The 23,202-nt window shown below is 42.5% G+C and carries 19 protein-coding genes and 1 tRNA gene; 12 read left to right on the forward strand and 8 right to left on the reverse strand.

Annotation, left to right across the window (positions count from 1 at the left end; genetic code table 11):
* Positions 1-32: 32 nt before the first annotated feature.
* Entirely contained in the window at positions 33-482 is a 450-nt protein-coding gene (locus CYLST_RS22635) for a YlqD family protein (RefSeq protein WP_015210070.1), read from the forward strand.
* A 54-nt stretch (positions 483-536) separates the two neighbouring features.
* Here CYLST_RS22635 and CYLST_RS22640 read toward each other — a convergent pair whose 3' ends face one another.
* Positions 537-1,070: a hypothetical protein gene (locus CYLST_RS22640; protein WP_015210071.1), complete on the reverse strand. Its 534-nt coding sequence runs from the start codon at positions 1,068-1,070 to the stop codon at positions 537-539.
* A 480-nt stretch (positions 1,071-1,550) separates the two neighbouring features.
* Here CYLST_RS22640 and CYLST_RS22645 point away from each other — a divergent pair, with 480 nt between their 5' ends.
* The 4 genes from CYLST_RS22645 to CYLST_RS22660 all read left to right on the forward strand — a co-directional run bounded on the left by CYLST_RS22645 (position 1,551) and on the right by CYLST_RS22660 (position 6,439).
* Positions 1,551-2,867: a dihydrolipoamide acetyltransferase family protein gene (locus CYLST_RS22645; RefSeq protein ID WP_015210072.1), complete on the forward strand. Its 1,317-nt coding sequence runs from the start codon at positions 1,551-1,553 to the stop codon at positions 2,865-2,867.
* A gap of 143 nt (positions 2,868-3,010) precedes the next feature.
* Positions 3,011-4,897: a CHASE2 domain-containing protein gene (locus CYLST_RS22650; protein WP_015210073.1), complete on the forward strand. Its 1,887-nt coding sequence runs from the start codon at positions 3,011-3,013 to the stop codon at positions 4,895-4,897.
* Between the two features lie 261 nt (positions 4,898-5,158).
* Positions 5,159-5,548, forward strand: a complete 390-nt coding sequence (locus tag CYLST_RS22655) for a hypothetical protein (protein ID WP_041233225.1) — start codon at positions 5,159-5,161, stop codon at positions 5,546-5,548.
* A gap of 57 nt (positions 5,549-5,605) precedes the next feature.
* Complete coding sequence (locus CYLST_RS22660; protein ID WP_015210074.1) at positions 5,606-6,439, forward strand: FecR family protein; 834 nt, start codon at positions 5,606-5,608, stop codon at positions 6,437-6,439.
* A gap of 42 nt (positions 6,440-6,481) precedes the next feature.
* Here the strand turns inward: CYLST_RS22660 and CYLST_RS22665 are convergent, their stop codons facing one another.
* Complete coding sequence (locus CYLST_RS22665; protein WP_015210075.1) at positions 6,482-7,663, reverse strand: RtcB family protein; 1,182 nt, start codon at positions 7,661-7,663, stop codon at positions 6,482-6,484.
* Between the two features lie 1,382 nt (positions 7,664-9,045).
* Here CYLST_RS22665 and CYLST_RS22670 point away from each other — a divergent pair.
* The 7 genes from CYLST_RS22670 (at position 9,046) to CYLST_RS22700 (ending at position 16,444) form a co-directional block, all read left to right on the forward strand.
* Positions 9,046-10,428 carry a CmpA/NrtA family ABC transporter substrate-binding protein gene (locus CYLST_RS22670; protein WP_015210076.1) on the forward strand — a complete coding sequence of 461 codons (1,383 nt, stop codon included), beginning with the start codon at positions 9,046-9,048 and terminating at the stop codon, positions 10,426-10,428.
* Positions 10,429-10,479: 51 nt separating this feature from the next.
* On the forward strand, positions 10,480-11,319 hold the full coding sequence (gene ntrB, locus CYLST_RS22675) for a nitrate ABC transporter permease (protein ID WP_015210077.1): 840 nt from the start codon (positions 10,480-10,482) through the stop codon (positions 11,317-11,319).
* Positions 11,320-11,498: 179 nt separating this feature from the next.
* On the forward strand, positions 11,499-13,502 hold the full coding sequence (locus tag CYLST_RS22680) for an ABC transporter ATP-binding/substrate-binding protein (protein ID WP_015210078.1): 2,004 nt from the start codon (positions 11,499-11,501) through the stop codon (positions 13,500-13,502).
* A gap of 167 nt (positions 13,503-13,669) precedes the next feature.
* Positions 13,670-14,512, forward strand: coding sequence for a nitrate ABC transporter ATP-binding protein (locus CYLST_RS22685; protein WP_015210079.1), 843 nt, complete (start codon positions 13,670-13,672; stop codon positions 14,510-14,512).
* A gap of 164 nt (positions 14,513-14,676) precedes the next feature.
* On the forward strand, positions 14,677-15,594 hold the full coding sequence (locus CYLST_RS22690; RefSeq protein ID WP_015210080.1) for a class I SAM-dependent methyltransferase: 918 nt from the start codon (positions 14,677-14,679) through the stop codon (positions 15,592-15,594).
* Positions 15,591-16,340 carry an HAD family hydrolase gene (locus CYLST_RS22695; protein WP_015210081.1) on the forward strand — a complete coding sequence of 250 codons (750 nt, stop codon included), beginning with the start codon at positions 15,591-15,593 and terminating at the stop codon, positions 16,338-16,340. Before CYLST_RS22690 ends, CYLST_RS22695 begins: the two co-directional genes overlap by 4 nt.
* Positions 16,341-16,371: 31 nt before the next feature.
* Positions 16,372-16,444, forward strand: a tRNA-Ala gene (locus CYLST_RS22700).
* Positions 16,445-16,559: 115 nt separating this feature from the next.
* Here CYLST_RS22700 and CYLST_RS22705 read toward each other — a convergent pair.
* The 6 genes from CYLST_RS22705 to CYLST_RS22730 form a co-directional block, all read right to left on the reverse strand.
* Complete coding sequence (locus tag CYLST_RS22705; RefSeq protein ID WP_015210082.1) at positions 16,560-19,799, reverse strand: type I restriction endonuclease subunit R; 3,240 nt, start codon at positions 19,797-19,799, stop codon at positions 16,560-16,562.
* A gap of 13 nt (positions 19,800-19,812) precedes the next feature.
* Positions 19,813-20,433, reverse strand: coding sequence for a Uma2 family endonuclease (locus CYLST_RS22710; RefSeq protein WP_015210083.1), 621 nt, complete (start codon positions 20,431-20,433; stop codon positions 19,813-19,815).
* Positions 20,434-20,497: 64 nt separating this feature from the next.
* Entirely contained in the window at positions 20,498-20,902 is a 405-nt protein-coding gene (locus CYLST_RS22715) for a type II toxin-antitoxin system VapC family toxin (protein ID WP_015210084.1), read from the reverse strand.
* A 2-nt stretch (positions 20,903-20,904) separates the two neighbouring features.
* Positions 20,905-21,120, reverse strand: coding sequence for a hypothetical protein (locus CYLST_RS22720; protein WP_015210085.1), 216 nt, complete (start codon positions 21,118-21,120; stop codon positions 20,905-20,907).
* 41 nt (positions 21,121-21,161) lie between these two features.
* Positions 21,162-22,421 carry a restriction endonuclease subunit S gene (locus CYLST_RS22725; protein ID WP_015210086.1) on the reverse strand — a complete coding sequence of 420 codons (1,260 nt, stop codon included), beginning with the start codon at positions 22,419-22,421 and terminating at the stop codon, positions 21,162-21,164.
* Positions 22,418-23,188, reverse strand: a complete 771-nt coding sequence (locus tag CYLST_RS22730) for a hypothetical protein (RefSeq protein ID WP_051056146.1) — start codon at positions 23,186-23,188, stop codon at positions 22,418-22,420. Before CYLST_RS22730 ends, CYLST_RS22725 begins: the two co-directional genes overlap by 4 nt.
* Positions 23,189-23,202 lie beyond the last annotated feature (14 nt).

Below are 23,202 nucleotides of genomic sequence, written 5' to 3' on the forward strand. Positions count from 1 at the left end.
GCAAAGTATTAAGAGTGAACGTGAACCCTTTTATGGATGTCTCTAACCCTCAATTGCTTCTGAAACGCGTCGTTAATGTCAAAGTGATCGTCACTCCCCTCTGGAAAGATGAAGTACAACAGCAGCTGCAAACCCAGATCAACCAACTTGATCAGCAACTGCAACAACTAGACATCGAAGGACAACGGGCGATCTCCGCAATTCAAAAGCAGAGTCTACAACCACCTGGACCCCAGACCATCCAACAAATCGACAATATTCAACTTCAGGTGAATCAAAAGAAAAGTGAATTTTTAGAGCAGAAAAATCAATTGCTGCAAAACCTTCAGCAAGTGCAGTTTCTGGAGTCGGATCAGGAAGTCAACCAGTTTCAAATGGAAGGCTTTTTCCGGGTAGAACCGGGTGATAACCTGATTAGCAAAATGCAGGTCGAAATTGTTCTACGTGACGGCATTGTAGAAGAAATTCGCGGCGATATCTAAATTAGTCATTAGTCATTAGTCATTAGCAACTGACTACTGACTACTGACTACTGACTACTGACATTTTTCGGTTAACTTTTTGTGAGAGCTACTCCCGGTCCAACATTGTACCTGGGAGCCAGCCCAGATAATTTGCCACATTGGGCGTGAGCTAACTAAAAGCGATCGCCCAAAGGTTGTCATCTCGACTCGATATTTAATTGCACCAACTGATTTTGATTTATCATCAGCCGGCTTGATTTGCGTAATCGTCACTGAAGCCTGATTGCGTTGGGGATAAACTACCTCTACCTTTCTTGTTCCTACCACTGATGCCACACCCTCAAAGGCATTCAGAGCCAGGGTAGCGGGATCGCTGCCTTGGAGAGCAGAATTTATACTTTCTAGAGGTATAGTTTTATAATCAGAACGCTCTGGGTAGTCTAGAAAAGCCTGAGACTGCTGCACCACAGTTAATTGTTGCTGTTTCGCCTCCTTCATGCCGACAATCAGTGCAGATGGCTGGCGTTGGGTCATATAAACTCCAGCACCAGCAGTGGCAAAAATACTGAGTATCAAAATCAAAAACAAATTTAATTTTGCCGACATAGAATTAAAGGGAATTTACAAACCTGTTTATTACCAATAGTTATGAGAATCTCCTGTGTTTGGAGAAGAGTGTTGAATATAAATACTACATATAGCAATCCCAGTATTGACAGTAAGAGCATGGGACTCTTTCTTGGGGACTCTTTACTGGGTAAGGGGTATTAGTTTTTACCAATTACCAATTACCAATTACCAATTACCAATTACCAATTACCAATTACCAATTACCAATTTCAGTCAACAGCCAATATGATGGATATTGACTAACCATTGAAGATTGCTATATATGTAGACATTTGGTTCGTCTTTAGGTTCCAGGGTTCATCGGTCAGTCGATTGGGCAAGCGTCAACAGTACCACACACAAGAGCGCCCCCAATCTAAAGTATAAAATCTCAAATCTAAACGTCTCGGGCCAAGATACAATTCGATCTGGCAAAAGCTGTTAAAGTCCATAAACTATTGATTCTGAAACCACCCTATGAGCATTAACGAAGTATTTATGCCGGCGCTGAGTTCCACCATGACCGAAGGCAAAATTGTCTCCTGGGTGAAATCGCCAGGGGACAAAGTGGAAAAAGGCGAAACAGTGGTGGTTGTCGAGTCAGATAAGGCAGATATGGATGTGGAATCCTTTTATGAGGGATATCTGGCCCATATTTTAGTCCCAGCAGGTGAAACCGCCCCTGTGGGATCAGCGATCGCCTTTATAGCAGAAACCGAAGCTGAAATCGCCACTGCTAAGTCCCTAGCCAACTCAGGAGACGCCGCTGCAACCCCTGTCTCATCCCCCGCACCCGTCGCTGCCACCGCAACAGTGGCAACACCAGCCTCTCAAAATGGTTCTAATCACCGGGAAGGACGGGTCGTAGTTTCACCCCGCGCCCGCAAGTTAGCCAAAGAACTCAAAGTTGATTTGAATACCCTTAAAGGCAGTGGCCCCTACGGTCGGATTGTCGCCGAGGACGTGGAGGGAACTGTCAAAAAAGACAAGCCACCTGCTGCTGTTACCCCGGCACCAGTACCCACTCCAACTGTCATCCCAGTTGCACCGCCAGCACCCCCAGCACCGTCAACACCAGCACCAGCACCAGCAGCCACTCCAGCGATCAGCAGTTCTGTTGCTGGTCAGGTAGTGCCTCTGACTACCCTGCAAAATGCAGTAGTCAGGAGTATGGTGGCTAGCCTATCTGTACCCGTCTTCCGTGTGGGTTACACAATTACCACCGATGGGCTAGACAAGCTTTACAAGCAGATTAAATCCAAAGGGGTGACGATGACAGCCCTACTGGCAAAAGCCGTGGCGGTGACATTACAAAAACACCCACTGCTCAATGCTAGCTACTCAGACCAGGGAATTGTTCATCATTCTGACATCAACATTTCTGTAGCTGTGGCGATGGATGATGGCGGATTAATTACACCCGTGTTGCAGAATGCAGACATAGTCGATATTTATTCTCTATCTCGTACTTGGAAATCTTTGGTAGAAAAAGCTAGAGCTAAACAACTACAACCCCAAGAGTATAACAGCGGCACTTTTACTCTGTCGAACTTGGGAATGTTTGGTGTGGATACGTTTGATGCGATTTTGCCACCTGGACAAGGTTCAATTTTAGCGATCGGCGCCTCCCGCCCGCAAGTGGTAGCCACAGCCGACGGTTTATTTGGTGTGCGACAACAAATGCAAGTTAATATCACCGCTGATCACCGGATTATTTACGGTGCTGATGCTGCGGCATTCTTGAGAGATTTAGCGAAATTGATTGAAACGAATCCTCAATCTTTGACACTTTAAAAGAAAGCGTTAAGAAACTCAGCATAATTTAGTTTAAGACTTGAAGTTTTTTGACTTCAAGTCTTTTTTTACGTTAAGTGGGATGATAAATTCCATGGCCATGTCATCGGCCAAATATAGAAATACCTCTATAATGTCCTGAAATGACCGTTAAAGCCTGGGGAAAATCTCTTCGAGACATACTGAAACACCCACGACGCTCGATTCTAGAAAACAATTTCCTGAATCCTTACGTATTGACTGCTCTGTTTTCAATAGGATTATGGCAAGTAGGTGCTTGGCAATCCCTAGAGCTACTAGGATTTAATTTATTGTTCCGCACGCGCAATTATCTACCTCATTCGAGTTGGGATTCGCGGATTGCCGTAATTGCGATTGACGATGCTACATTGCGACAGTATGGGCAGTTTCCGCTGGCACGCGATCGCTATACTCAGTTACTGGAAACTCTATCTGCCGCTCCTCCAGCAGTTATCGGCTTTGATATTCTGCTGACCGAGCCTAGCAGTCAAGACGCGAAACTAGCCGAAGCAATGGCTTTCAACGGTCAGGTTGTCTTAGCGATCGCACCCAGTTTGCAGAAACAGACCCTTCGTCCAGTGCCAGTCCTGGATCGCGTTACCGCCAAAGGGCACATTGCCAGCAATGCCGATCTCGATGGAGTAACGCGTCAATACTGGCTCTACATCGATCAAGTTCCCTCCCTCAGCATGACGTTGTTGCAAGCATACAACAATAGCTTGCAGCAAACCTTTACCGCAGATACCACTAACTCCACAAAATCGCTCATTGCCTTACCACCTCTCCAATCAGGAGAGACAGTACAATCAGTGTGGATTAACTGGGTAGCGCCAACTCAGGGAGAGCGGGGAATCCCCACCTATTCCTTTGCCGATATTGTCCAAGGCAAGGTAGATACAGCCAAACTAAAGAACAAAATTTTGCTGGTCGGGCTGACTGCGACCGGAGCAAACGATCCCTTAAAAACTCCATTCGAGCAAACACCACCAACATCTGGTGTCTACCTGCACGCCGCTATCATCGATAATCTACTCAACAACCGACTGTTGCAACGCTTACCCCAGGAATTTGAACTCTTGCTATTATTCGGTTTTGGCATTGGTTCGGGTCTGATACTAGCTCCTTTGAAATTTCACAAACGAATTCTTCTTCTAGGGCTGCTGCCTGTTACTTGGTTCAGTTTATCAGTGTCAGCTCTGTTCCTAAACAATCTCTGGTTGCCTACCGCAGCTCCCATCGGCACGATTTTCTTGGCCGGTCTGAGTGTTCAGTGGCAAGAACAAAGAGAAAAACAACAATTGATGAGTTTGTTCGCTCGTCATGTTTCCCAGGAAACAGCGACAATGATCTGGCAGCATCGGGACGAAATTTTCCAAAACGGTCAATTGGATGCTAAAGAAATGGTAGCAACGGTTTTATTTACCGATATTCGCAGCTTTACCACGATTTCTGAGGGGATGAAACCACGAGAGTTGCTCGACTGGTTAAACTCATATTTGGGTGCTATGGCTGAGTGCATTCAAGAGCATCATGGAGTAGTTGATAAATACATTGGGGATGGTGTGATGGCTGTTTTTGGCATTCCCTTTCCCCACACGCGAGCCGAGGAAATTCAGCAAGATGCTATTGATGCCGTCTCTGCTGCCATCTCTATGCAGGAACGATTAGTATTATTGAACGCAGAATTAGAACGCCTTGGCAAACCTACCATTACCATCGGCATTGGAATTCATACAGGCCCATTGGTTGCTGGCAGCATTGGCGGCTCTCAAAGATTGAATTATTCCGTCTTGGGAGATGCTGTGAATATTGCGGCTCGTTTGGAACAACTCAACAAAAACACGAAAGAGGAAAATCCTTATAACATCTTAGTCAGCGAAACAACGTTTGAGCTGATCAAGCAGCATTTTCATACCCAAAAAGTACAGCAGTTGCAGCTGCGCGGACGGCAACAATCAACAATGATTTACTCGATCACCGGATTGCTAGATTCATCTGAGCGGTACTGATTTAATCAGCCTAGATGTTACATCCTGGATTCTCCAGTTTTTTGGTATCCTTCGCCAAACCCATCAAGATGGTTTTTATATCCTCAAAAACTTTTTGCCACAGAACCGCCAGTTCTGACAATTTCGTATTTGCAATCAAAACTGTGGTAGATAAATAATAGTACTTACTTCTACTGAAGTTTGTTGATATAATTATTACAGAACCCAGAAATTTAACAATTCCTGTGGTTCTCGAAAAAACTGTGACAATTGGGTGAGACGGTGAAGAGGTATCTGATTACAGGAATAGTTGCAACTGTTTTAGGGGAAACTTTATTGTGCAAGGCTTGGGCGCAGCGACCCAATTGCATTCCTAAAAGCTTGCCTGAAGTTACCAACTCCGTCAATAGTTTCCGGCAGAGTGATGTGATCGTCATTGGCAGCGCGCCAGACCGTCCATACGTGGTTGTTGTTCCTGGCGAATCAGATAAAGTGTTAAATGTTGTCAGGAGCTATATTTCCGACGCATTTCTGACACAGCACAGGCGTGGCACCTATGTATATGCTGGAGGATTTTCCAAGAGGCAAGAGGCAGAGTGCTTGTCTCTTTTGTTGCGATCGCACAAGCTAGATGCGCGAGTTGTCTATTTCCCCAGCAAGATTAATCAGTAGAAAATAATTTACTGGATTGCGAAGAAACTATTTTGATAAACAATTAAAAATTAAAAAATGAAAACTTGGTGGCGTTGTAACTTTATTTTTGTGCTATTTGGGCTAGTCGGTACCTTACGTGCCTCCGCCGCAGATGATCGATTACAAGTCAGTGTCAATCGCTGGCTAGAGGTGCGCCGTCCCATTGGGCAAGTGCTGTATTCCCGTGGGCAGACATCCCAACCGGCTCGTAACGGCATGCGACTTCAAGCAGTTGGGGATGCCATCAGTACTAAGCAAAATTCTAGTGCCGTTCTGGCAATAGATACAGGGACTGGACTAATTAATGTATCACAAAATACAAATGTAAATGTCCAGAAACTTTTGACAGGAAGGGGAGGTGAACGGATAACGCAACTTCAGGTAAAGACTGGGCAAGTTCGTCTGCAAGTTCGTCCATTCACTCATTCAGCCTCGCGTTTAGAGATTCACACCCCTGCCGGGGTTGCCGGAGTCCGGGGCACTGAGTTTGGTGTGAGTGTACAGCAGAATGGCAAAATGGGCGTGGCAACCTTGAAGGGTGGCGTAGCTACCAATGCTCAAGGGCAGACAGTTCTGGTAGATGCTGGGTTCCAAAATCTGACGATTCCGGGAGAGCCTCCTTCTACCCCAGTTCCTTTGCGGGAAGATACTCGGCTGAACATCCGTAAACTCGTAGCCAAAGCTAGCCTTGTGCAAATTGTCGGTAGTGTTGATCCGGTGAACCTGTTGGCGATCGCTAAACAGCCCCAAAACACTGACAAGAATGGCAATTTTGACATTACTGTCCCTCTACTCCCTAACCGCCGAGTAGAAGCTGTTGTGGTCACTCCCTTAGGAAAAAAGCAATTGTATGAACTGGCAGTTCCTTAAGTTGGGTATTTACAGTAGGTGGGCATTGCCCACCCAATAAATTTAACCCTTGACACAAAGAACTTGCTTCAGAGTTGCCACAACTTCAACCAAATCTGCTTGATTTTCCATCACCTGTTCTATGGGTTTATATGCACCGGGAATTTCATCCAAAACCCCCGTATCTTTGCGGCATTCTACACCCTGAGTTTGCTCAATTAAATCATCAAGTGTGTAGACATTTTTTGCCTTATTTCTAGACATCAAACGCCCAGCACCATGAGAACAAGAGCAAAAGCTGTGAGCATTTCCTTTACCTTTAACAATGAAAGATTTTGCTCCCATTGAACCAGGGATAATGCCATAGTCTTCAGTTTGGGCGCGGACTGCACCTTTGCGAGTCACATACACATCTTCGCCAAAATGTATTTCTTTTTCGGCGTAATTGTGATGACAATTTACCTCTAATAAAGGTTTAGTTGCCTTTCCTCCCGCTAAATGTTTTTCGACAATGCGCTTAAATCGCGCCATCATCACATCACGGTTAACACGGGCATAGTCTTGTGACCATTGCAAATCATGCCAGTATGCTTGGAATTCTGGTGTACCAGCCACAAAGTGAGCTAAATCTGGGTCAGGAAGTTTATTACCAGCCATTTTAGCTAACTCTTTGGCTGTATTAATATGGCATTGTGCAAGATTATTGCCGATGTGCCGCGAACCAGAATGCAACATTAACCAAACTTGATTTTCTGTATCGACACAAACTTCAATAAAGTGATTTCCTCCTCCAAGAGAACCCATTTGTTTCATTGCTTTGCCTTGTAAGTCTTGCACCCCTCGATGCAAGTCAGAAAAATCGCCCCAGCGTTGCCAGTTGGTAACAGATTTTTCTACTTCTTTGTTTTCGTTGAATCCTGTAGGAATTGCTGCTTCAATATCCAAGCGGATTTTCTTGAGTTTGCCTTCGAGTTGTTCACCAGTAAATGGAGTTTTGATGGCACTCATACCGCAACCAATATCCACGCCGACAGCGGCAGGCATAATCGCTTCTTTTGTGGCAATTACAGAACCGACTAATGCACCTTTACCGAGATGAACATCTGGCATTAATGCAATATGTTTAAACACAAATGGCAGCGATGCCATATTTTTTGCCATCTTGGTTTCGTCTGATCCCAAGGAGTGATTCGCCCAAGATAAAACAGGCGTTGGTGTGGTAATTTCTAACTTTTCGTAGGGCATAATTATCTCTTTTGGAAATTATTTTTTTGGGAATTTTTAGGGCTGAATGTTCAATTTCATGTTTGTAATTTAGCTAGTTATCACAATTGAAATTTTGTATAACACTTGCAAATGTATTGCAATTGTAGTATACTGTATTATAAATGTCAACCAATTGCTGGCGGGAGAAGAGCAGATTTTTGGGGATGTATTAAAATCTGTAAAGAAGATCTTGTCATTTTCAGTAGCTTATAAGCATGTTGGCTGAAAACCCAAACAGTTTTTAGGTTTCAACTGCTGTTAAGTCGGGGATTCAGGAACCCAGGAAAAATTTTTATCAGAAAAATTTGATACTTCGGGCTTCCATTCCGGTTCTGTGTCTATCCACAAATAATCTTAAATTACATGGGTACAAATATTCTGCTATAGCAATCCTACGTGATTCATAAACACACGCGCAGGCTAGAAGCCAGCACTACAAGCTTTTTCAGCCAACTCCATTCACAACTCAAATATTCTGCTATTAATGACTGTATTCATTGCCCCATAAAGATTACAGCCTATATTAGTATATCTGCAACAGGTAACTTGAGTTTAGGGTGCGGAATCTGGGTTACAAATATTCTATCCTCTTCATCTGTCTGAAGTGAGGGATCTATCTGAAGTGAGGGGCATCTTTGCCTCCGGCTGATCTCCTGTCCTTTCAGCCACTACTGTTGCTTGACGCCATTGTGCTAACGTCAAGTTTTCCGCTTCTGTTCAGACTACTATTAATGGGGCAGCATTCAGTTACACCCTGAATATGAAAATCCTATCTCTATTTTATATTTAATTGCAACGATCTACTTATCAGGCATTTCGTGAAATCTTATCAATGCAGGGTGTGGGGTTGTGTCTAGGACGTAAATTACTACCCTCTTTCCCCCTGATCCCTTTTCCCATGACTATATATATCTGATAGTTATCATTGCAAAAAATCTATAAACTTCTTGCTTGTGCTAATTAATTAACTCAAAAAACACCTCATCATAGATTAAATATAATAGTCATTATAAGTAGCAATCTATAGAATAGAGACTTTGGAAATAATTTAGGCAAATATATAAGTTTTTACTTATATATCTAATCTAATATTTATTTAATAATTCCGGTTCAGAATTGACAACTTTCACAAAAAAACCTGTAAACTAATTTCAATTAGCTGAGTGATGTCTCTTGGTCACACCCCGTCAAGAAATTAAACCAAGTTTCTAGGTATACAAGCAAGCCTTTTTTGCGTAAAAATGGCTGACTTTTAATGCCTAGATATAGCGGTAAATCTCAATAGCAAAGCAAAGAGCTTATTTTTTTCTTTGCCCGAATTTTCATGTTTAAAAAACCAAATTGTGAGTTAAGGAAATGTTATGACAGAATTTTTTAATCAAGTTCCTCGCCGTAAATTTATTGTTACAGCGGTCGCATCAGCAGGTGCTGTGTTCCTGAAAGGCTGTTTAGGAAATCCACCTGAACCTGGTGGTAATGCTGGCACTTCGACAACATCCTCCGTTCAACCAGCAGCTAATATTAGCCCAGAACAACAACCCGAAACGATCAAAGCCAAACTTGGATATATCCCCATTGTTGAATCTGCACCTCTAATTATTGCTAAAGAAAAAGGATTTTTTGCTAAATATGGAATGTACGATGTTGAACTTTCTAAACAAGCTTCTTGGGGTTCAGCAAGAGACAACGTAGAAATTGGTTCTGCTGGTGGTGGTATTGATGGCGGTCAATGGCAAATGCCCATGCCACACTTAATTACAGAAGGTAAAATTACCAAAGGGAATAAACCGATTCCCATGTATGTCTTGGCGCAGTTAGTTACACATGGTAACGGAATTGCGATCGCTAACAAGCATCTAGGGAAAGGTATCAGCTTAAAACTCGATGGTGCTAAACCCTTATTAGCCCAACTCAAATCTTCCACGCCCTTCACCGCCGCCTTTACCTTCCCCCATGTTAACCAAGACTTGTGGATTCGTTACTGGTTAGCAGCAAGTGGAATCGACCCAGATGCAGATGTCAAATTGCTGACAGTACCTGCGGCGCAAACCGTAGCCAACATGAAAACTGGCACAATGGATGCTTTCAGCACCGGCGACCCCTGGCCATTTCGCCTCGTTAACGACAAAATTGGCTTCATGGCCGCATTAACTGCCGAAATTTGGAAAAATCATCCCGAAGAATATTTTGCTATGAGAGGCGATTGGGTTGACCAAAATCCCAAAGCCACAAAAGCCCTACTTAAAGGGATCATGGAAGCCCAGCAATGGCTAGATAACTTTGAAAACCGCCAAGAAGCAGCGCAAATTCTGGCTGCTAAAAAGTATTTTAGCTTATCTTCACCAGAAGTTCTTGCTGACCCATTCCAAGGTAAATATGACATGGGTGATGGTCGCCAAATTGATGATAAATCAATGGCTGCTTATTACTGGAAAGATGAAAAAGGCAGTGTTTCTTATCCTTACCAAAGTCATGATTTGTGGTTTATCACAGAAAACGTGCGCTGGGGATTTTTGCCCAAAGATTATCTAGACAATGGTGCAGCCAAAGCTAAAGAATTAATCAAAAAAGTTAACCGCGAAGATATTTGGAAAGAAGCTGCTAAAGAACTTGGAGTACCTGCTGCTGATATTCCCACCAGTACATCTCGTGGAGTAGAAAGTTTTTTTGATGGGATTAAATTTGACCCTGCGAAGCCAGAAGAATATCTCAAGAATCTGAAAATAAAAAAAGTTGGTGTTTAGTCATTAGTCATTGGTTATTAGTCATTAGTAAATTTGAGGAGAACAACATCTATGACATTAGCCCAAAAACGTTCCACAAGTCCTAAATTTGATAATAGTTTTTTATCAAGTTTGCAAAAGCAATTTCCTAATCTTGTTCCTCCAGTTATTGCGATCCTCATCTTCTTAGCCATTTGGCAACTATTTTCTTGGACTCCAGGTGCTACACTACCAGGCCCAATAAAAGTTGTTCAAGACACTTGGATCTTGATTTTGTATCCCTTCTACGACAAAGGAGGAACTGACAAAGGTCTTTTTTGGCAAATCTTAGCCAGTCTGCAACGGGTGGCTATTAGCTATACATTAGCGGCAATTGTTGGTATTGGCTTGGGTGTTTTGATTGGTGTCAATCAAACTATGTCAAAGGCTTTAGATCCGCTGTTTCAGTTACTTAGAACTGTACCACCTTTGGCTTGGGTGCCTATTTCCTTAGCAGCTTTACGCCAAAACGAACCAGCAGCATTATTCGTAATTTTCATCACCGCCATTTGGCCGATTCTAATTAACACTGCGGTAGGTGTAACTCAAATTCCCCAAGATTACAACAACGTTGCTAAAGTGCTGCAACTAAGCCGGAAAGAGTACTTTTTTAACATTCTCATTCCCTCGGCATTACCCTACATTTTTACTGGGTTAAGAATTGCCATTGGTTTGGCTTGGTTGGCAATTATTGCAGCGGAAATTGTCATGTCCGGTATTGTAGGAATTGGCTTTTTTATCTGGGATGCTTATCAAAATAACAACGTCAGTGAAGTTATTTTAGCTCTAGTTTATATCGGTGTTGTTGGTCTAATACTAGATAAACTCATGGTAGCGCTGCAAAACTGGATTTTACCTACTGAACAAAAATAGAGATTGGGTAATGGGTAATGGGTAATGGGTAATGGGTAATAGGTAATGGGTAATGGGTAATTTTTTGAATCCCAAATCCCAAATATCAAATCCTAAATTCAAAATTCCTAATACCCAATTACCAATTACCAATTACCAATTACCAATCACCAATTACCAATTACCCATTACCGAATAATATGTCTATATTTGTTGGCGTTGAGCAAATTGATAAAGTTTTTGAATTAACCGGTGGTGGTCAATACATTGCCCTCAAAGGTATTGACTTACAAATTAAAAAAGGCGAATTTGTTTCTTTAATTGGTCACTCTGGTTGCGGAAAATCCACTCTTTTAAATATGATCGCCGGCTTGGATTTACCAACAGAAGGTTTGGTGACCTTGGAAGGACAAAGAATCAGCAAACCAGGGCCAGATAGAATGGTAGTGTTTCAAAATTATTCTCTCTTACCTTGGCGGACAGTCAGAGAAAATATTGCCTTAGCTGTAGATTCAGTCTTAAATGGGATGCCGGCAGCAGAACGTAAAGCCATTATCGACAAACATATAGATATGGTGGGTTTGCGTCCCCATGCAGACAAACAACCGGGAATGTTATCGGGTGGACAAAAACAACGGGTAGCGATCGCACGCGCTTTGGCAATTCGTCCTAAACTATTACTACTAGACGAACCTTTCGGCGCTTTAGACGCACTGACTCGCGGTAACTTGCAAGAACAATTAATGCAAATCTGCGAAGAAAACGAAGTCACAGCAGTGATGGTGACACACGACGTAGACGAAGCCGTTTTGTTATCTGACAGAATTGTCATGTTAACCAATGGCCCCGAATCGAAAATTGGCGATATTCTCGAAGTTGATATTCCCAGACCCCGCAAACGCATGGAAGTAGTAGAACATCCCAGTTACTACAGCTTGCGGAGTGAAATGATTTACTTCCTCAACCAACAAAAGCGCATCAAGAAATTACGGGCGCGGAAAACTGCTGCGGTTGTTCGTCATGGTTTAGAAAAAGTTAATTTAGACATTGGCTTCTTACCCCTCACCGCTTGCGCCCCCCTAGCTATAGCCAAAGAAAAAGGCTTTTTCATCAAACATGGTTTAGATGAAGTCAATTTAGTCCGGGAAAGCAGTTGGCGGGGAATTGTGGATGGGATGACAGGCGGTTATTTAGATGCGGCACAAATGCCATCAGGGATGCCAATGTGGTTAAGTTTGGGAGGGAATAAAAATGAACCCTTACCCGTTGTCACCGCCCTGACCATGACCCGCAACGGTAACGCCATCACCTTAGCAAAACGCTTTTATGATCAAGGTGTCCGCAGTTTATCCGACTTCAAAAATTACCTGATCAAAACCCGCGAACAACAACACAGAATGGGGGTAGTCCATCCAGCATCGATGCACAACTTATTGCTACGTTATTGGTTAGCAGCAGGTGGAATTGACCCCGACAGTGATGTGGCGATGAAAAATATCCCCCCTGCCCAGATGGTAGTAGATTTAAAAGGCGCAACCATTGACGGTTACTGTGTAGGTGAACCTTGGAATTATCGCGCTGCGGTAGAAGGTTCAGGCTTTACAATTGCGACTGATTTAGAAGTTTGGTTAGGACACCCCGGCAAAGTTTTGGGAGTACGAGAAGATTGGGCAGAAACTTATCCTAATACCCATATTGCTTTAACCAAAGCCTTACTAGAAGCTTGCCAATATTGTGCAAATCGTGCCAACGCCCAAGAAGTTCGCCAAATTTTAGCAAGTCGGGAATATGTCAGCACAGATATTGACTATATCCAAATTGAAGATGTTAATGGCGCTACCTGTGACTTAGACCATCCGATGCGAGAGTATGCCCATCACCAATTTTATTCTGAGTCGGCGATTAACCGCCCCAGTCGGACTGAACAAATTTGGATTATGACTCAATTAGCGCGTTGGGGTGATACTCCCTTCCCCAGAAATTGGGTAGAAATTGTTGAACGAGTTTGTCGAGTTCGTGTTTTTAGTACCGCCGCTAGAGAATTGGGTTTAGATATTAGTTACACCCGGCAACCGATTCAACTATTTGATGGTAAACCCTTTAACGCCGATGACCCCATTAGCTATCTCAACGATTTAGAAATTAAACGCGATTTCTCTATTGCCGAAGTTGTTCTAGATGCACCCAGAAGAACAGCAGCTTAATCAATTCAAAATTCCAAATTTCTCGTTCCCATACTCTGTATGGGAATGAATTATGGAAGGCTCTGCCTTCCGCGACACCAGAGGCAGAGCCTCTTGATAGCATTCCCAGTCTGAGACTGGGAACGAGATAAGCGAGATAATTCAAAACTCAAAACTCAAAATTAAAAATGCAAAACCGTAACTTGAGAACTACCAACACCGCTACAAGCACAATCAGCCGTCAGCCTTTCCTTGAAATTAAGGACGTTTGCAAAGTTTATCCCACCAAGAAAGGGCCATTTACCGTCCTTGATGGTGTTAACCTCAACGTTGAAAAAGGTGAATTTCTTTGCGTTATCGGCCATTCTGGTTGCGGTAAATCGACGCTGTTAAATATGGTTTCTGGTTTTAACTTCCCCACCACTGGACAAGTGCTGTTAGAAGGAGAACCAATTACTAAGCCTGGCCCTGATAGGATGGTGGTTTTCCAAAACTATGCGTTATTACCTTGGCGGACTGCGTTTGAAAATATCTACTTGGCTGTAAATGCTGTTTATCCAACCAAACCAGAAGCCGAAAAACGGGCAATTGTCCGGGATCATTTGGCAATGGTGGGTTTGGGTGATGCTATGGAAAAGAAGCCCATGCAAATGTCTGGGGGGATGAGACAACGAGTTTCTATCGCCCGTGCTTTGGCTATTCGTCCGAAAGTGTTGATTTTAGATGAACCTTTTGGGGCGTTGGATGCGATTACTAAGGAAGAATTACAGGAAGAATTGCTGAAAATTTGGGGTGATAATCGTTGTACTGTGCTGATGATTACCCATGATATTGATGAGGCGCTGTTTTTGGCAGATAAATTGGTGATGATGACCAATGGCCCTCATGCGAAAATTGGGGAAGTGATGGAAATTCCGTTTGCCAGACCACGCGATCGCACCCGCATTATGGAAGATCCTCAATATTACCAACTGCGGAACTATGCGTTAGACTTCTTGTTTAACCGCTTTGCCCATGATGATGTAGGTTAATATACTTGGGGCGAACCACTGTTCGCCCGGACATCAAGGGAAAAATTGAGATTTTCAAGAACCGTCTACCTTTGCTGTTAGCATTCAATTAGCGATCGCTCTCTATCAGGCAGTGATGCTAGGATCTTGATAGGTTTTGCAAATCTCTAATAAATTAAATTTTTATGGCAGTGCCTCAAAACACAATCTGGGACAATTTTTTATCGCCTGTGGTGCGTCTTTTGATTGATGAAGAGGCGTTGAAACGTTATGCGCTGAGTATTGACTGGGAGCAAGAAAGCGATCGCATCCGCAGCAATGATGTCACAGTTCCCAACTACTACAGCAGCCAAAACTTTCACGGCATTGAGGGCGGATATCTCAACTCCAGTGCGGCGGTTTCCTACGATCCGATTACTCAATACTTTGTACCACCGAATGAAACCTGGGTACGTCAGGCTTTGATTGATGCGATCAAAGTCCAACCACGACGCATACTTGATTTAGGTTGTGGCACAGGTTCCACTACCTTGATGTTAAAGCAGGCTTTCCCCCAAGCAGAAGTGATCGGTTTGGATTTATCACCTTATATGCTGGTAAGGGCAGAAGATAAAGCCAAAACTGCTGGTTTAGATATCTGCTGGCAACATGGCAATGCCGAAACAACAGGCTTGGAGGATGCTACATTCGATTTAGTGACAGCTTCTTTGCTATTTCACGAAACACCCGCTACGGTAACTCAGGCAATTTTGCGAGAAAGTTTCCGGTTGTTAGCGGTGGGTGGGCAAATATTGATGCTCGATGGTAATCAGAAAACCCTACGTCAAGTAGAAATGCTCAATGATGTTTTTGAGGAGCCTTATCTTCGTGAATATGCTGCTGGTAGCGTGGATGCAAGTATGGGTGCAGCCGGGTTTGCAGCAGTGCGAACCCAGGATATTTGGTGGATACATCAGCTAACTAGCGGTGTGAAACCAATACCCGCAGCAGATGCGAGAAATCAAAAAAATTTCCAGATGTCCGCTCCCAGATCAACAGAGACCACAATAGATAATAATGATTTGGAGGGTGTTGGGTCTCCAGCTTTTGGCGTAGTGGTATGAGTTTAAAGGCAGTTCTATTTGATTTTAATGGCGTCATCATTAAAGATGAACCAATCCATCTGCATTTGATAGATGAGATTCTGATTCAGGAAAATCTCCAGCCCCAACGGGTAAATGAGCGCCAAGCTGCTCTCGGACGTAGCGATCGCGCTTGTTTTCAACAGCTACTGGCTAATCGGGGCCGCGTAGTCAGCGAAGACTATTTATCTCTGTTGCTCAACCGCAAGGCCGAGGCTTATGTGCTGGAACTAGAGAAAATGGAAAAACTGCCTTTGTATCCGGGTGTAGAGGATTTAATCTATCAAGTGCGATCGCGCAGCGTCTCCGCAGATTCGCACCCTCTGAAGTTGGGATTAGTTAGTGGTGCTTTTCGCCAAGAAATAGAACTGGTACTGAATCGCGCCAAACTAGCTGAATACTTTAAAATTATTGTCGCGGGCGATGACATCACCACCAGTAAACCAGAACCTGAGGGTTATCTGCTGGCAGTGGAACGCTTCAATCAAGCATATCCTGATTTAAATCTCCAACCACAAGAATGTCTAGCAATTGAAGATACCCCTGCTGGTATCGAAGCAGCAAAAAGCGCTCGAATGCAGGTGGTGGGTGTAGCGAATACTTACCCATTTCACATGCTTCAGCGCTGCTGTAACTGGACTGTGGATTATCTGACTGATTTGGATTTAGATTGGGTGCAGCAAGTCTATTCTCAAAAAGACTCCCAGCTGGCATTATCTGAGTGTTAGAATGTTATATGGCAGTCAGATTACTGCATAAGGGGAATTAGCTCAGTTGGTAGAGTGCTGCGATCGCACCGCAGAGGTCAGGGATTCGAGCTCCCTATTCTCCATTTTTGTACATTCGCAAATTATGTCGTTTTCCCAAACTCGCATCGTTTGTCATTGAAGTCATATTTTTGCTTTGTCTTGGTTAAGGTTACAGTAATTCCCGTGTGATTCCCTTACTTACACCGCCCATTTGACACCTTTACTAGCATGGTCATAAATTAAATCGAACACGGTGTCACATTTAGACTTAAACAACACTCGGTCATAGCTTACAGGCAGGTTTTTATCTAAAACTGCTTCAACTGCGGACTTCACCTTGCCCTGACTTTGCATATCTTTATACCAGTCTTGGACTAATACTTTTGGCTGTTCTGCTGTCAAACGATGCAAGAGAGACTGTGCTGCTAACTTGACTTTTTGGGTTTCATCAGCAGTCATTTTGTCTTTCTTGAGCAAATCAAATAGTTCCAGTTCGTCTTCTGTCAACCCTTCCCGAATATGCCGTTGGGCTTCTTCCTTCAAGTTTTCGGTAAAATTTACCAGGGCTTCGTAGTAGTTATCAGTTGATGAACCACCAGCGTTGTATTTGTCAATGATTGCTTGTAACCTTTGGGCAAAGTCGGTGCGGGTGGTGTTTTGCTGAATCATTTTGTTCAGTTTGTCTTCAATAAAACTCCTTAAATCGGTAATTTCAATATTTTTATAGGGTTTGTGGCTAAATTCGGCTTTTAGTTGCTCGAAGTTGATTTTACTTAAATCCCAAATTTGGCTCGTCTCGATAATGTTGTATTCTGCACTATATTCTTTAGTGGTAAACCCTTGATTATCAGCAACTACGCTTTCATCTAGCAGTTCAGCAATTTTTAAACTTGCACTATCAATATCTTTGCGTTCAATGATGCTATCAATTACCCCGCGCAGATATTGGAAGATGAAAACCAGTGGACGTGGTTGCTTGATTATCTCTGGTTTACAGGCTTCATAGAGTGAGGTAATGGTATTTTGATAGACAAAAAATGCTTTACGCCATTCATCTTTTTGCAGTAGGGTGTCAGCAAACTGGTTCAATTGCCCTAATTTCTGGAAAGTTTCCTGAATTTTGAGGATACTTTCTAAATCAATCCCCAGTTCCCGACAAAAATTCAACCCTTGGGCGATCGCATCATCCAGTAACTCAAACAGGTTAGACTTTTCTTGAATGGGTGAGTCTTCCTTCTCTCCATCATCGCCCAAAGCGTAATCTGCCAAGGCTTGCTTCATGTTGCGGAAGACGTTGTAATAATCAATAATTTCGCCGTTGGTTTTGGTGACGTTGTTAATCTGATATGAGGTGACGCGGTTCGCACGGGCGATAGTTTGCATCAGCGTGTGGTCTTTCATCGGCTTGTCAAGGTAAAGCGTCGAGAGAGTGGGCGCATCAAAACCCGTCAGCCACATGGCGCAGACAAACACCAACCGCAAGGGATTTTCCGCATCTTTAAACTGATACTCGATATCATGCCCCTGTGCATCAACTGCATTCATTCGTTCTCGGTGGGGTTTAATATCAAGTCCTTGTTTCGCAAATTTTTCAACTTCGCTTTCGCTTCCTTCCAGACTAATCACCACAGCCATCTGGGTTTCTCGCATAAATTCGAGAATCTTTTTCAAGCGAACTTTCTCAATGTCATTAGCAGATTTTTTAATTCTTCCCAGCAGGTTTTTAATTTCTGCTTTCCAGTGATACTGTACTTTGTCGTACATTTTCACCGCAGTGAATTTATCAAGAGAAACTACTAAGCCTTTACCAAGATAGCCACGACGGGGAAAGTGGTAAGCAATATCTTTAGCGATTGTCTCTAACCTATCATCGCGTTTTATTACCTCGGTTTCACGGGCAAATTTCCTCTCTAGCTTGGCTTGCTGGGTGTCATCAAGGTTTTCATCTTCGAGTATTTGGTAAAATTCCTCGCTTAAATCCTCGTTTTGAATTAGTACCTCTGGTACTCGCTTCTGGTAAAACAGGGGGACGGTTGCGCCATCGTCTACTGACTGAGAAAAGTTATACTCACTGACGTAATCGCCAAACCATTCGCTAGTCTTGCGTTTTTTACCTAATAGGGGTGTACCTGTAAAGGCGAGATAATTGGCATGGGGTAAACCTGCCCGCATATTTTCCGCTAAGGTTTTATACTGGGTGCGGTGTGCTTCATCGACAATTACAATGATGTCGTTGCGATCGCTCAATAGTGGATACTTTTTACCCTTCTCGTAGCGGAACTTTTGAATCAGGGTAAAGACAATACGCTTGTTGAGCGAGAGAAAATCCCGCATCTGTTTACTGTTTTTAGGTTGGGCTGCTTCGCTCTTTTTGACGGTTTCGGTGTTTAAGAAATTGCGGTAAATCTGCCCATCTAAATCGTCGCGGTCGGTAATGATGACAAAGGTAAAATTGCCCGTGAGCTTGCGGAAAATCTTCCGAGCATAAAAAATCATCGAAAAGCTTTTACCAGAGCCTTGTGTGTGCCAGAAAACTCCTAATTTACCCTGTTTTTCTTCCCGGTGGTCGAAGGCATCAATAGCGCGATTCACACCGATGAATTGGTGGTTTTGGGCGATGATTTTCTGAGTCTCTTTGTGGTAGAGAATAAAATTTTCGATGTAGTCCAGTACTTTAGAAGGGTGACAAAGCCCGTCTATGGCTAGTTCTAGGCTAGTACCAGATTCTTGAATCTGCTGACGATCTATTTTTTCCTTTTCATCTTCCACCCGCAGCCAGTTAAAAAAGTGTTCCCACTCTGCGGTAAAACTGCCGATTTTGGTTTCTAGGGCGTTGGAAAGAATGCAGAAGGCGTTGGTGAGAAAGAGTTGGGGAATATCTTTTTTGTAGTTGCTGAGGTTGTCGTCAAAGGCTGTTTGCAGTTTGATGTTGGAGTTCTTCAGTTCGATGAAGACAAGGGGTAAACCGTTGATATATAGCAGGATATCAGGACGGCGATAGTTTCTTTCTCCTTGAATCCAAAGTTGAGAAACGGCTAAATATTCATTATTTCCGTTTGTACTCAAGTCGTTAAAATCTATCACGCGCACTTTCCCGTGTTCGGTTCTACCTTGGGCGTTTTCATACTCAATGGGGATACCGTCACGAATTAGCCTGTCTATTTCCCGATTTGCGGCGATGGGAGACATCAAGTGGCGTTTATTGGTGAGAGTTTCTAAACCTTGGGCGATCGCATCTGCTGGTAAACTGGGGTTGAGGCGAATTGCTGCTGATTGGAGGCGATCGCTAAAAATGACCTCCCGTTTATCTGTGCGGTTGGATCTGTCGTTGAGATCGTCGGGGTTGGTGGTGAAGCAGTTGAGTAATTTAAAGCCTTGCTGCTTTAATTTGGCAAGTACCGCTTGTTCGATGTCATCTTCAGAGATAAAGTTAGGCATTGTTTAGCTGAAACTACATGGACACAGCACCCCCAGCCGCAAAGACTTGTTTTGCTGTTAGTTGCAAATTAGGAAAGATTGAGGAAACGAGTTGATCGTTGTTTTGAAACAATCGCTTTTGATACTCATCCTCTACTAATGTACAAATTGTAACCGTTGGCTGCTTGGGTTTGCCAATATATTCTCTGCCACCAATGCCCAAATAATCGACAATCCAATACTCAGGTACAGCTAATAGGGCATAATCTTCAACTTTGCGGGCGTAGTCGTTCTGCCAGTTTGTACTGACAACCTCAGCAATTAGTTTAATTGAGCTTCCTGATGTAATTACGGGTTCTTGTTGCCACAATGGTTCATTGACCAGTTGCGTTTGGTCTAACACAATCACATCGGGACGAAAAGCCGTGTTTGTTCCCAATAGTTTGATCAAGCAACGATGGGGGATAAAATATGGCAAGTCCTGGCGGTCAATTTCTACATTCAGTTTTCGCCCGACTAAAGATGATACCTGTTCATGGGGCCCTGTTGGTTCCATCTCGATTAATTCCCCATCAATAAGTTCATAGCGATCGCGATCGCCATACTGAGTAATAAATTCATTAACGGTGATAAGTTTTGAGGCTGATTGAACCATGATGATTTTTCCTCATAATTATGCAATAGGCTAATAGTGAGACAATTTAGGAGGCGATCGCTATTTACTCAGAACGCCAATTTTCGATTTGCAAGTTAGGTACTCTTTGAAATTCTCGGACATTAGATGTCACCACAATGTGATTATTGATTACTGCTGTAGCTGCGATGAGTACATCATAAGCACCAATAGGTGAACCTGCTAGTTTGAGAAAGCTTCTGATTTCGGCTGCTTGTTCTGCTTCTTTTGAGCCAAAAGGTAAAATTGTAATTGAGTTTAATAATGTTTCAATAATTAATTGAATTTTAACAGCGCGTTGTGGATTTATAGCTAATCCATATTTCACCTCCATAACTGTTAGAGATGAAACAAAAATTTCAGCAGGGGAGATTAATTTTATTCGCTTGAGGGTGTTTTCTTCTCCTTTGACAAAATCACTAATAACGCAAGTATCCAGTAGATAACCCATAATTAAAGTTCTATTTCGTTAGGTGGTATCAGTTCATCTCGATATGATTCAAAGATGATACTTTCTTTTACACCTTGATATTCCATGATCATTTCTGGCCATTTCGTGGGTTTGGTTTCTAGGAAGGTGACGAAAACTAGGCTTTCAGCGATACCTTCTGGTGTTTCATCTAGTTCAATTTTGCCGTTTTTATAAATTCCTTGAATTGTTTTTAACATATAGCTTACCTCCTACATGAATTTTAACCGATTTATTCTAATTATTCTGTCATGCTGGGCGGAAATTGGATGTCTAAGTCTTCGACGGAAAGCTTACCTGATATGAGACGAGTTAGAAGGCGATCGCGTGTTTGTTTGAGAATTTCGTTTGAATTACTACATTTACACATCAATGAGAACAAAGCATCAAATTTTTTTTGATATGAAGTGAGTATTTTTGTTTCTGGTAATATAATCTGTAATTTCTTTAAAAAATCCCAATCGGCGCGGGGCATTTTTGTGCCTTTTGAGGAGATTGTGGCTAATACTATGAAAGTATCACTAAATATAGTAAATAATATAAATCCTTCATATTCATTTAGTTTTGGTCTTATAACTATTGTATCTGATGAACAAGCCCCAGAAAAATTAGCTAAAGCCATTTTATGTAAATATGGTCTAATTTTTCCAAATAAAATATCTCTCTCCTTAAACAAAAGTTTATCACTTTGAACAGAATCAGCAGTATTAAAATCTTTAATTAATATTGATTCTCTTGGTAAATTTTCTAAGCCTAAATACTTTGTACTTCCATCAAGATTTTTGATTTTAACTCCATTACGAATCTCTTTGCAGATAGCTTCAATTTTTACCGATTCCCAACCCTCCGGGATGCCTTTATGAAACTTAACCTGTTCATGACCCGGAAACCGCAGACGGACAAACCACTCGCGGTAGATTTCCTCAGCCATTTTTTCTAATATGGCAATACGGCGATTATTGTTTTCAATCAGGTCATCATAAGCAGAAAGTATCGCCGCAATCTTTTTCTGAACAGGAAGCGGAGGAATAGGAATATTTATGCGCTTGACAATATCTTGGTTCAGTGAACTCATCGTTGCGCCAAAAGAACCTTGAGCTTCCATCCAATATTTATGAGCGTTAGTAGTGAAATAATACGAAAGGAATTTAGTAGACAATTTATTAGATTTGATTCTTAATCTTAAACAATCAGAACCTTGTATCCATTGTTCGCTTTTCTTTGTAATTAGAATATGTCTATCAACAGCACCTTTTCTACCAAAGACAATATCATCTAGAACTAACCTATGTACTTTTAATCTTTCAGCAGTTTTATCATCTAGGAATTCAAGCTTTGCATCTGTGAGTGATCCATAACCTATATTTCTCACATTTATTACTGGTATACCATTAGCAATATATTCACTAGCTTTGAGCTGAGTTCCAAAAGGCCCAGTTTGCAGTTCAGCCTGATTTTCTTTTACTAGGTCATTTATCTGTATAATTTCCCAATCACTCATAAATCCCCTGCTACCTCTCGCACATTATGAGCAATAATCCCCTCTAACAAATGCGCCTCTTGATTTAGCTTTTCCAACTCCTGATTTAAACTCAAAATCTCCTCAATAAACTCCTCCTCAGTCTTCCCATCTTCCTCAATCACCACCCCCACATACCGCCCAGGATTTAGGGAATAATCCTGTTCCTTCACATCTGCTGGAGTCGCCAACTTACACAACCCCGTCACATCCTCATATTCTGCCTTCGGGAAGCGTTCCTGTAACCAGCGAATGTGGATAAAAAATGATTCCGCCGATTTTACATCTGTATGCAGGGTTTCCAGCGTGGCTTTGAGTGTCTTAACTTGCTTGTCAATCTGTCCCCGTTTCCTCTCTTCCTTTGCCTTTTCTGCTAAAGCTGTTTCATGGGCGCGGATAGTTTTATCAAGCTGCTTCAATCCCAGATGGATGTCATCAAAAAATGGTTTAAATGCCGCGCTGAGTTCTTGCTGTACTTGATTTTGTATATCTATATTTATTTCGGGGAAATTGTATTTATCTAAATAACCTTGATACTGAATTTCTAAATCTGGCAAATCATCCCACAAATTGAGAAAATCAACAGCCGCTTTCCTAGCTTTAACATCATCCGTTCCATCATTCAATACAGTGATTAGCTGCTGGGAAACTTGCTGCACCTGTGCTTGATTCTCTCTTAGCTTCACCATCCCTTGCTGAAAATAATTATTAATCAGTTCAATAAAGCGATGGCTTTTACCCCGGCGCAAATGGCTGATAATCG

This window comes from Cylindrospermum stagnale PCC 7417, assembly GCF_000317535.1.
Classification (GTDB): Bacteria; Cyanobacteriota; Cyanobacteriia; order Cyanobacteriales; family Nostocaceae; genus Cylindrospermum; species Cylindrospermum stagnale.

Bases quoted from the DNA above. Each gene is read 5' to 3' on its own strand.
- ntrB (WP_015210077.1), top strand. From the start codon at position 10,480: ATGACATTAGCCCAAAAACGTTCCACAAGTCCTAAATTTGATAATAGT.
- CYLST_RS22670 (WP_015210076.1), top strand. From the start codon at position 9,046: ATGACAGAATTTTTTAATCAAGTTCCTCGCCGTAAATTTATTGTTACA.
- CYLST_RS22680 (WP_015210078.1), top strand. From the start codon at position 11,499: ATGTCTATATTTGTTGGCGTTGAGCAAATTGATAAAGTTTTTGAATTA.
- CYLST_RS22635 (WP_015210070.1), top strand. From the start codon at position 33: ATGGATGTCTCTAACCCTCAATTGCTTCTGAAACGCGTCGTTAATGTC.
- CYLST_RS22665 (WP_015210075.1), bottom strand. From the start codon at position 7,663: ATGCCCTACGAAAAGTTAGAAATTACCACACCAACGCCTGTTTTATCT.
- CYLST_RS22640 (WP_015210071.1), bottom strand. From the start codon at position 1,070: ATGTCGGCAAAATTAAATTTGTTTTTGATTTTGATACTCAGTATTTTT.
- CYLST_RS22645 (WP_015210072.1), top strand. From the start codon at position 1,551: ATGAGCATTAACGAAGTATTTATGCCGGCGCTGAGTTCCACCATGACC.
- CYLST_RS22710 (WP_015210083.1), bottom strand. From the start codon at position 20,433: ATGGTTCAATCAGCCTCAAAACTTATCACCGTTAATGAATTTATTACT.
- CYLST_RS22725 (WP_015210086.1), bottom strand. From the start codon at position 22,421: ATGAGTGATTGGGAAATTATACAGATAAATGACCTAGTAAAAGAAAAT.
- CYLST_RS22715 (WP_015210084.1), bottom strand. From the start codon at position 20,902: ATGGGTTATCTACTGGATACTTGCGTTATTAGTGATTTTGTCAAAGGA.
- CYLST_RS22685 (WP_015210079.1), top strand. From the start codon at position 13,670: ATGCAAAACCGTAACTTGAGAACTACCAACACCGCTACAAGCACAATC.
- CYLST_RS22650 (WP_015210073.1), top strand. From the start codon at position 3,011: ATGACCGTTAAAGCCTGGGGAAAATCTCTTCGAGACATACTGAAACAC.
- CYLST_RS22705 (WP_015210082.1), bottom strand. From the start codon at position 19,799: ATGCCTAACTTTATCTCTGAAGATGACATCGAACAAGCGGTACTTGCC.
- CYLST_RS22720 (WP_015210085.1), bottom strand. From the start codon at position 21,120: ATGTTAAAAACAATTCAAGGAATTTATAAAAACGGCAAAATTGAACTA.
- CYLST_RS22695 (WP_015210081.1), top strand. From the start codon at position 15,591: ATGAGTTTAAAGGCAGTTCTATTTGATTTTAATGGCGTCATCATTAAA.
- CYLST_RS22690 (WP_015210080.1), top strand. From the start codon at position 14,677: ATGGCAGTGCCTCAAAACACAATCTGGGACAATTTTTTATCGCCTGTG.
- CYLST_RS22660 (WP_015210074.1), top strand. From the start codon at position 5,606: ATGAAAACTTGGTGGCGTTGTAACTTTATTTTTGTGCTATTTGGGCTA.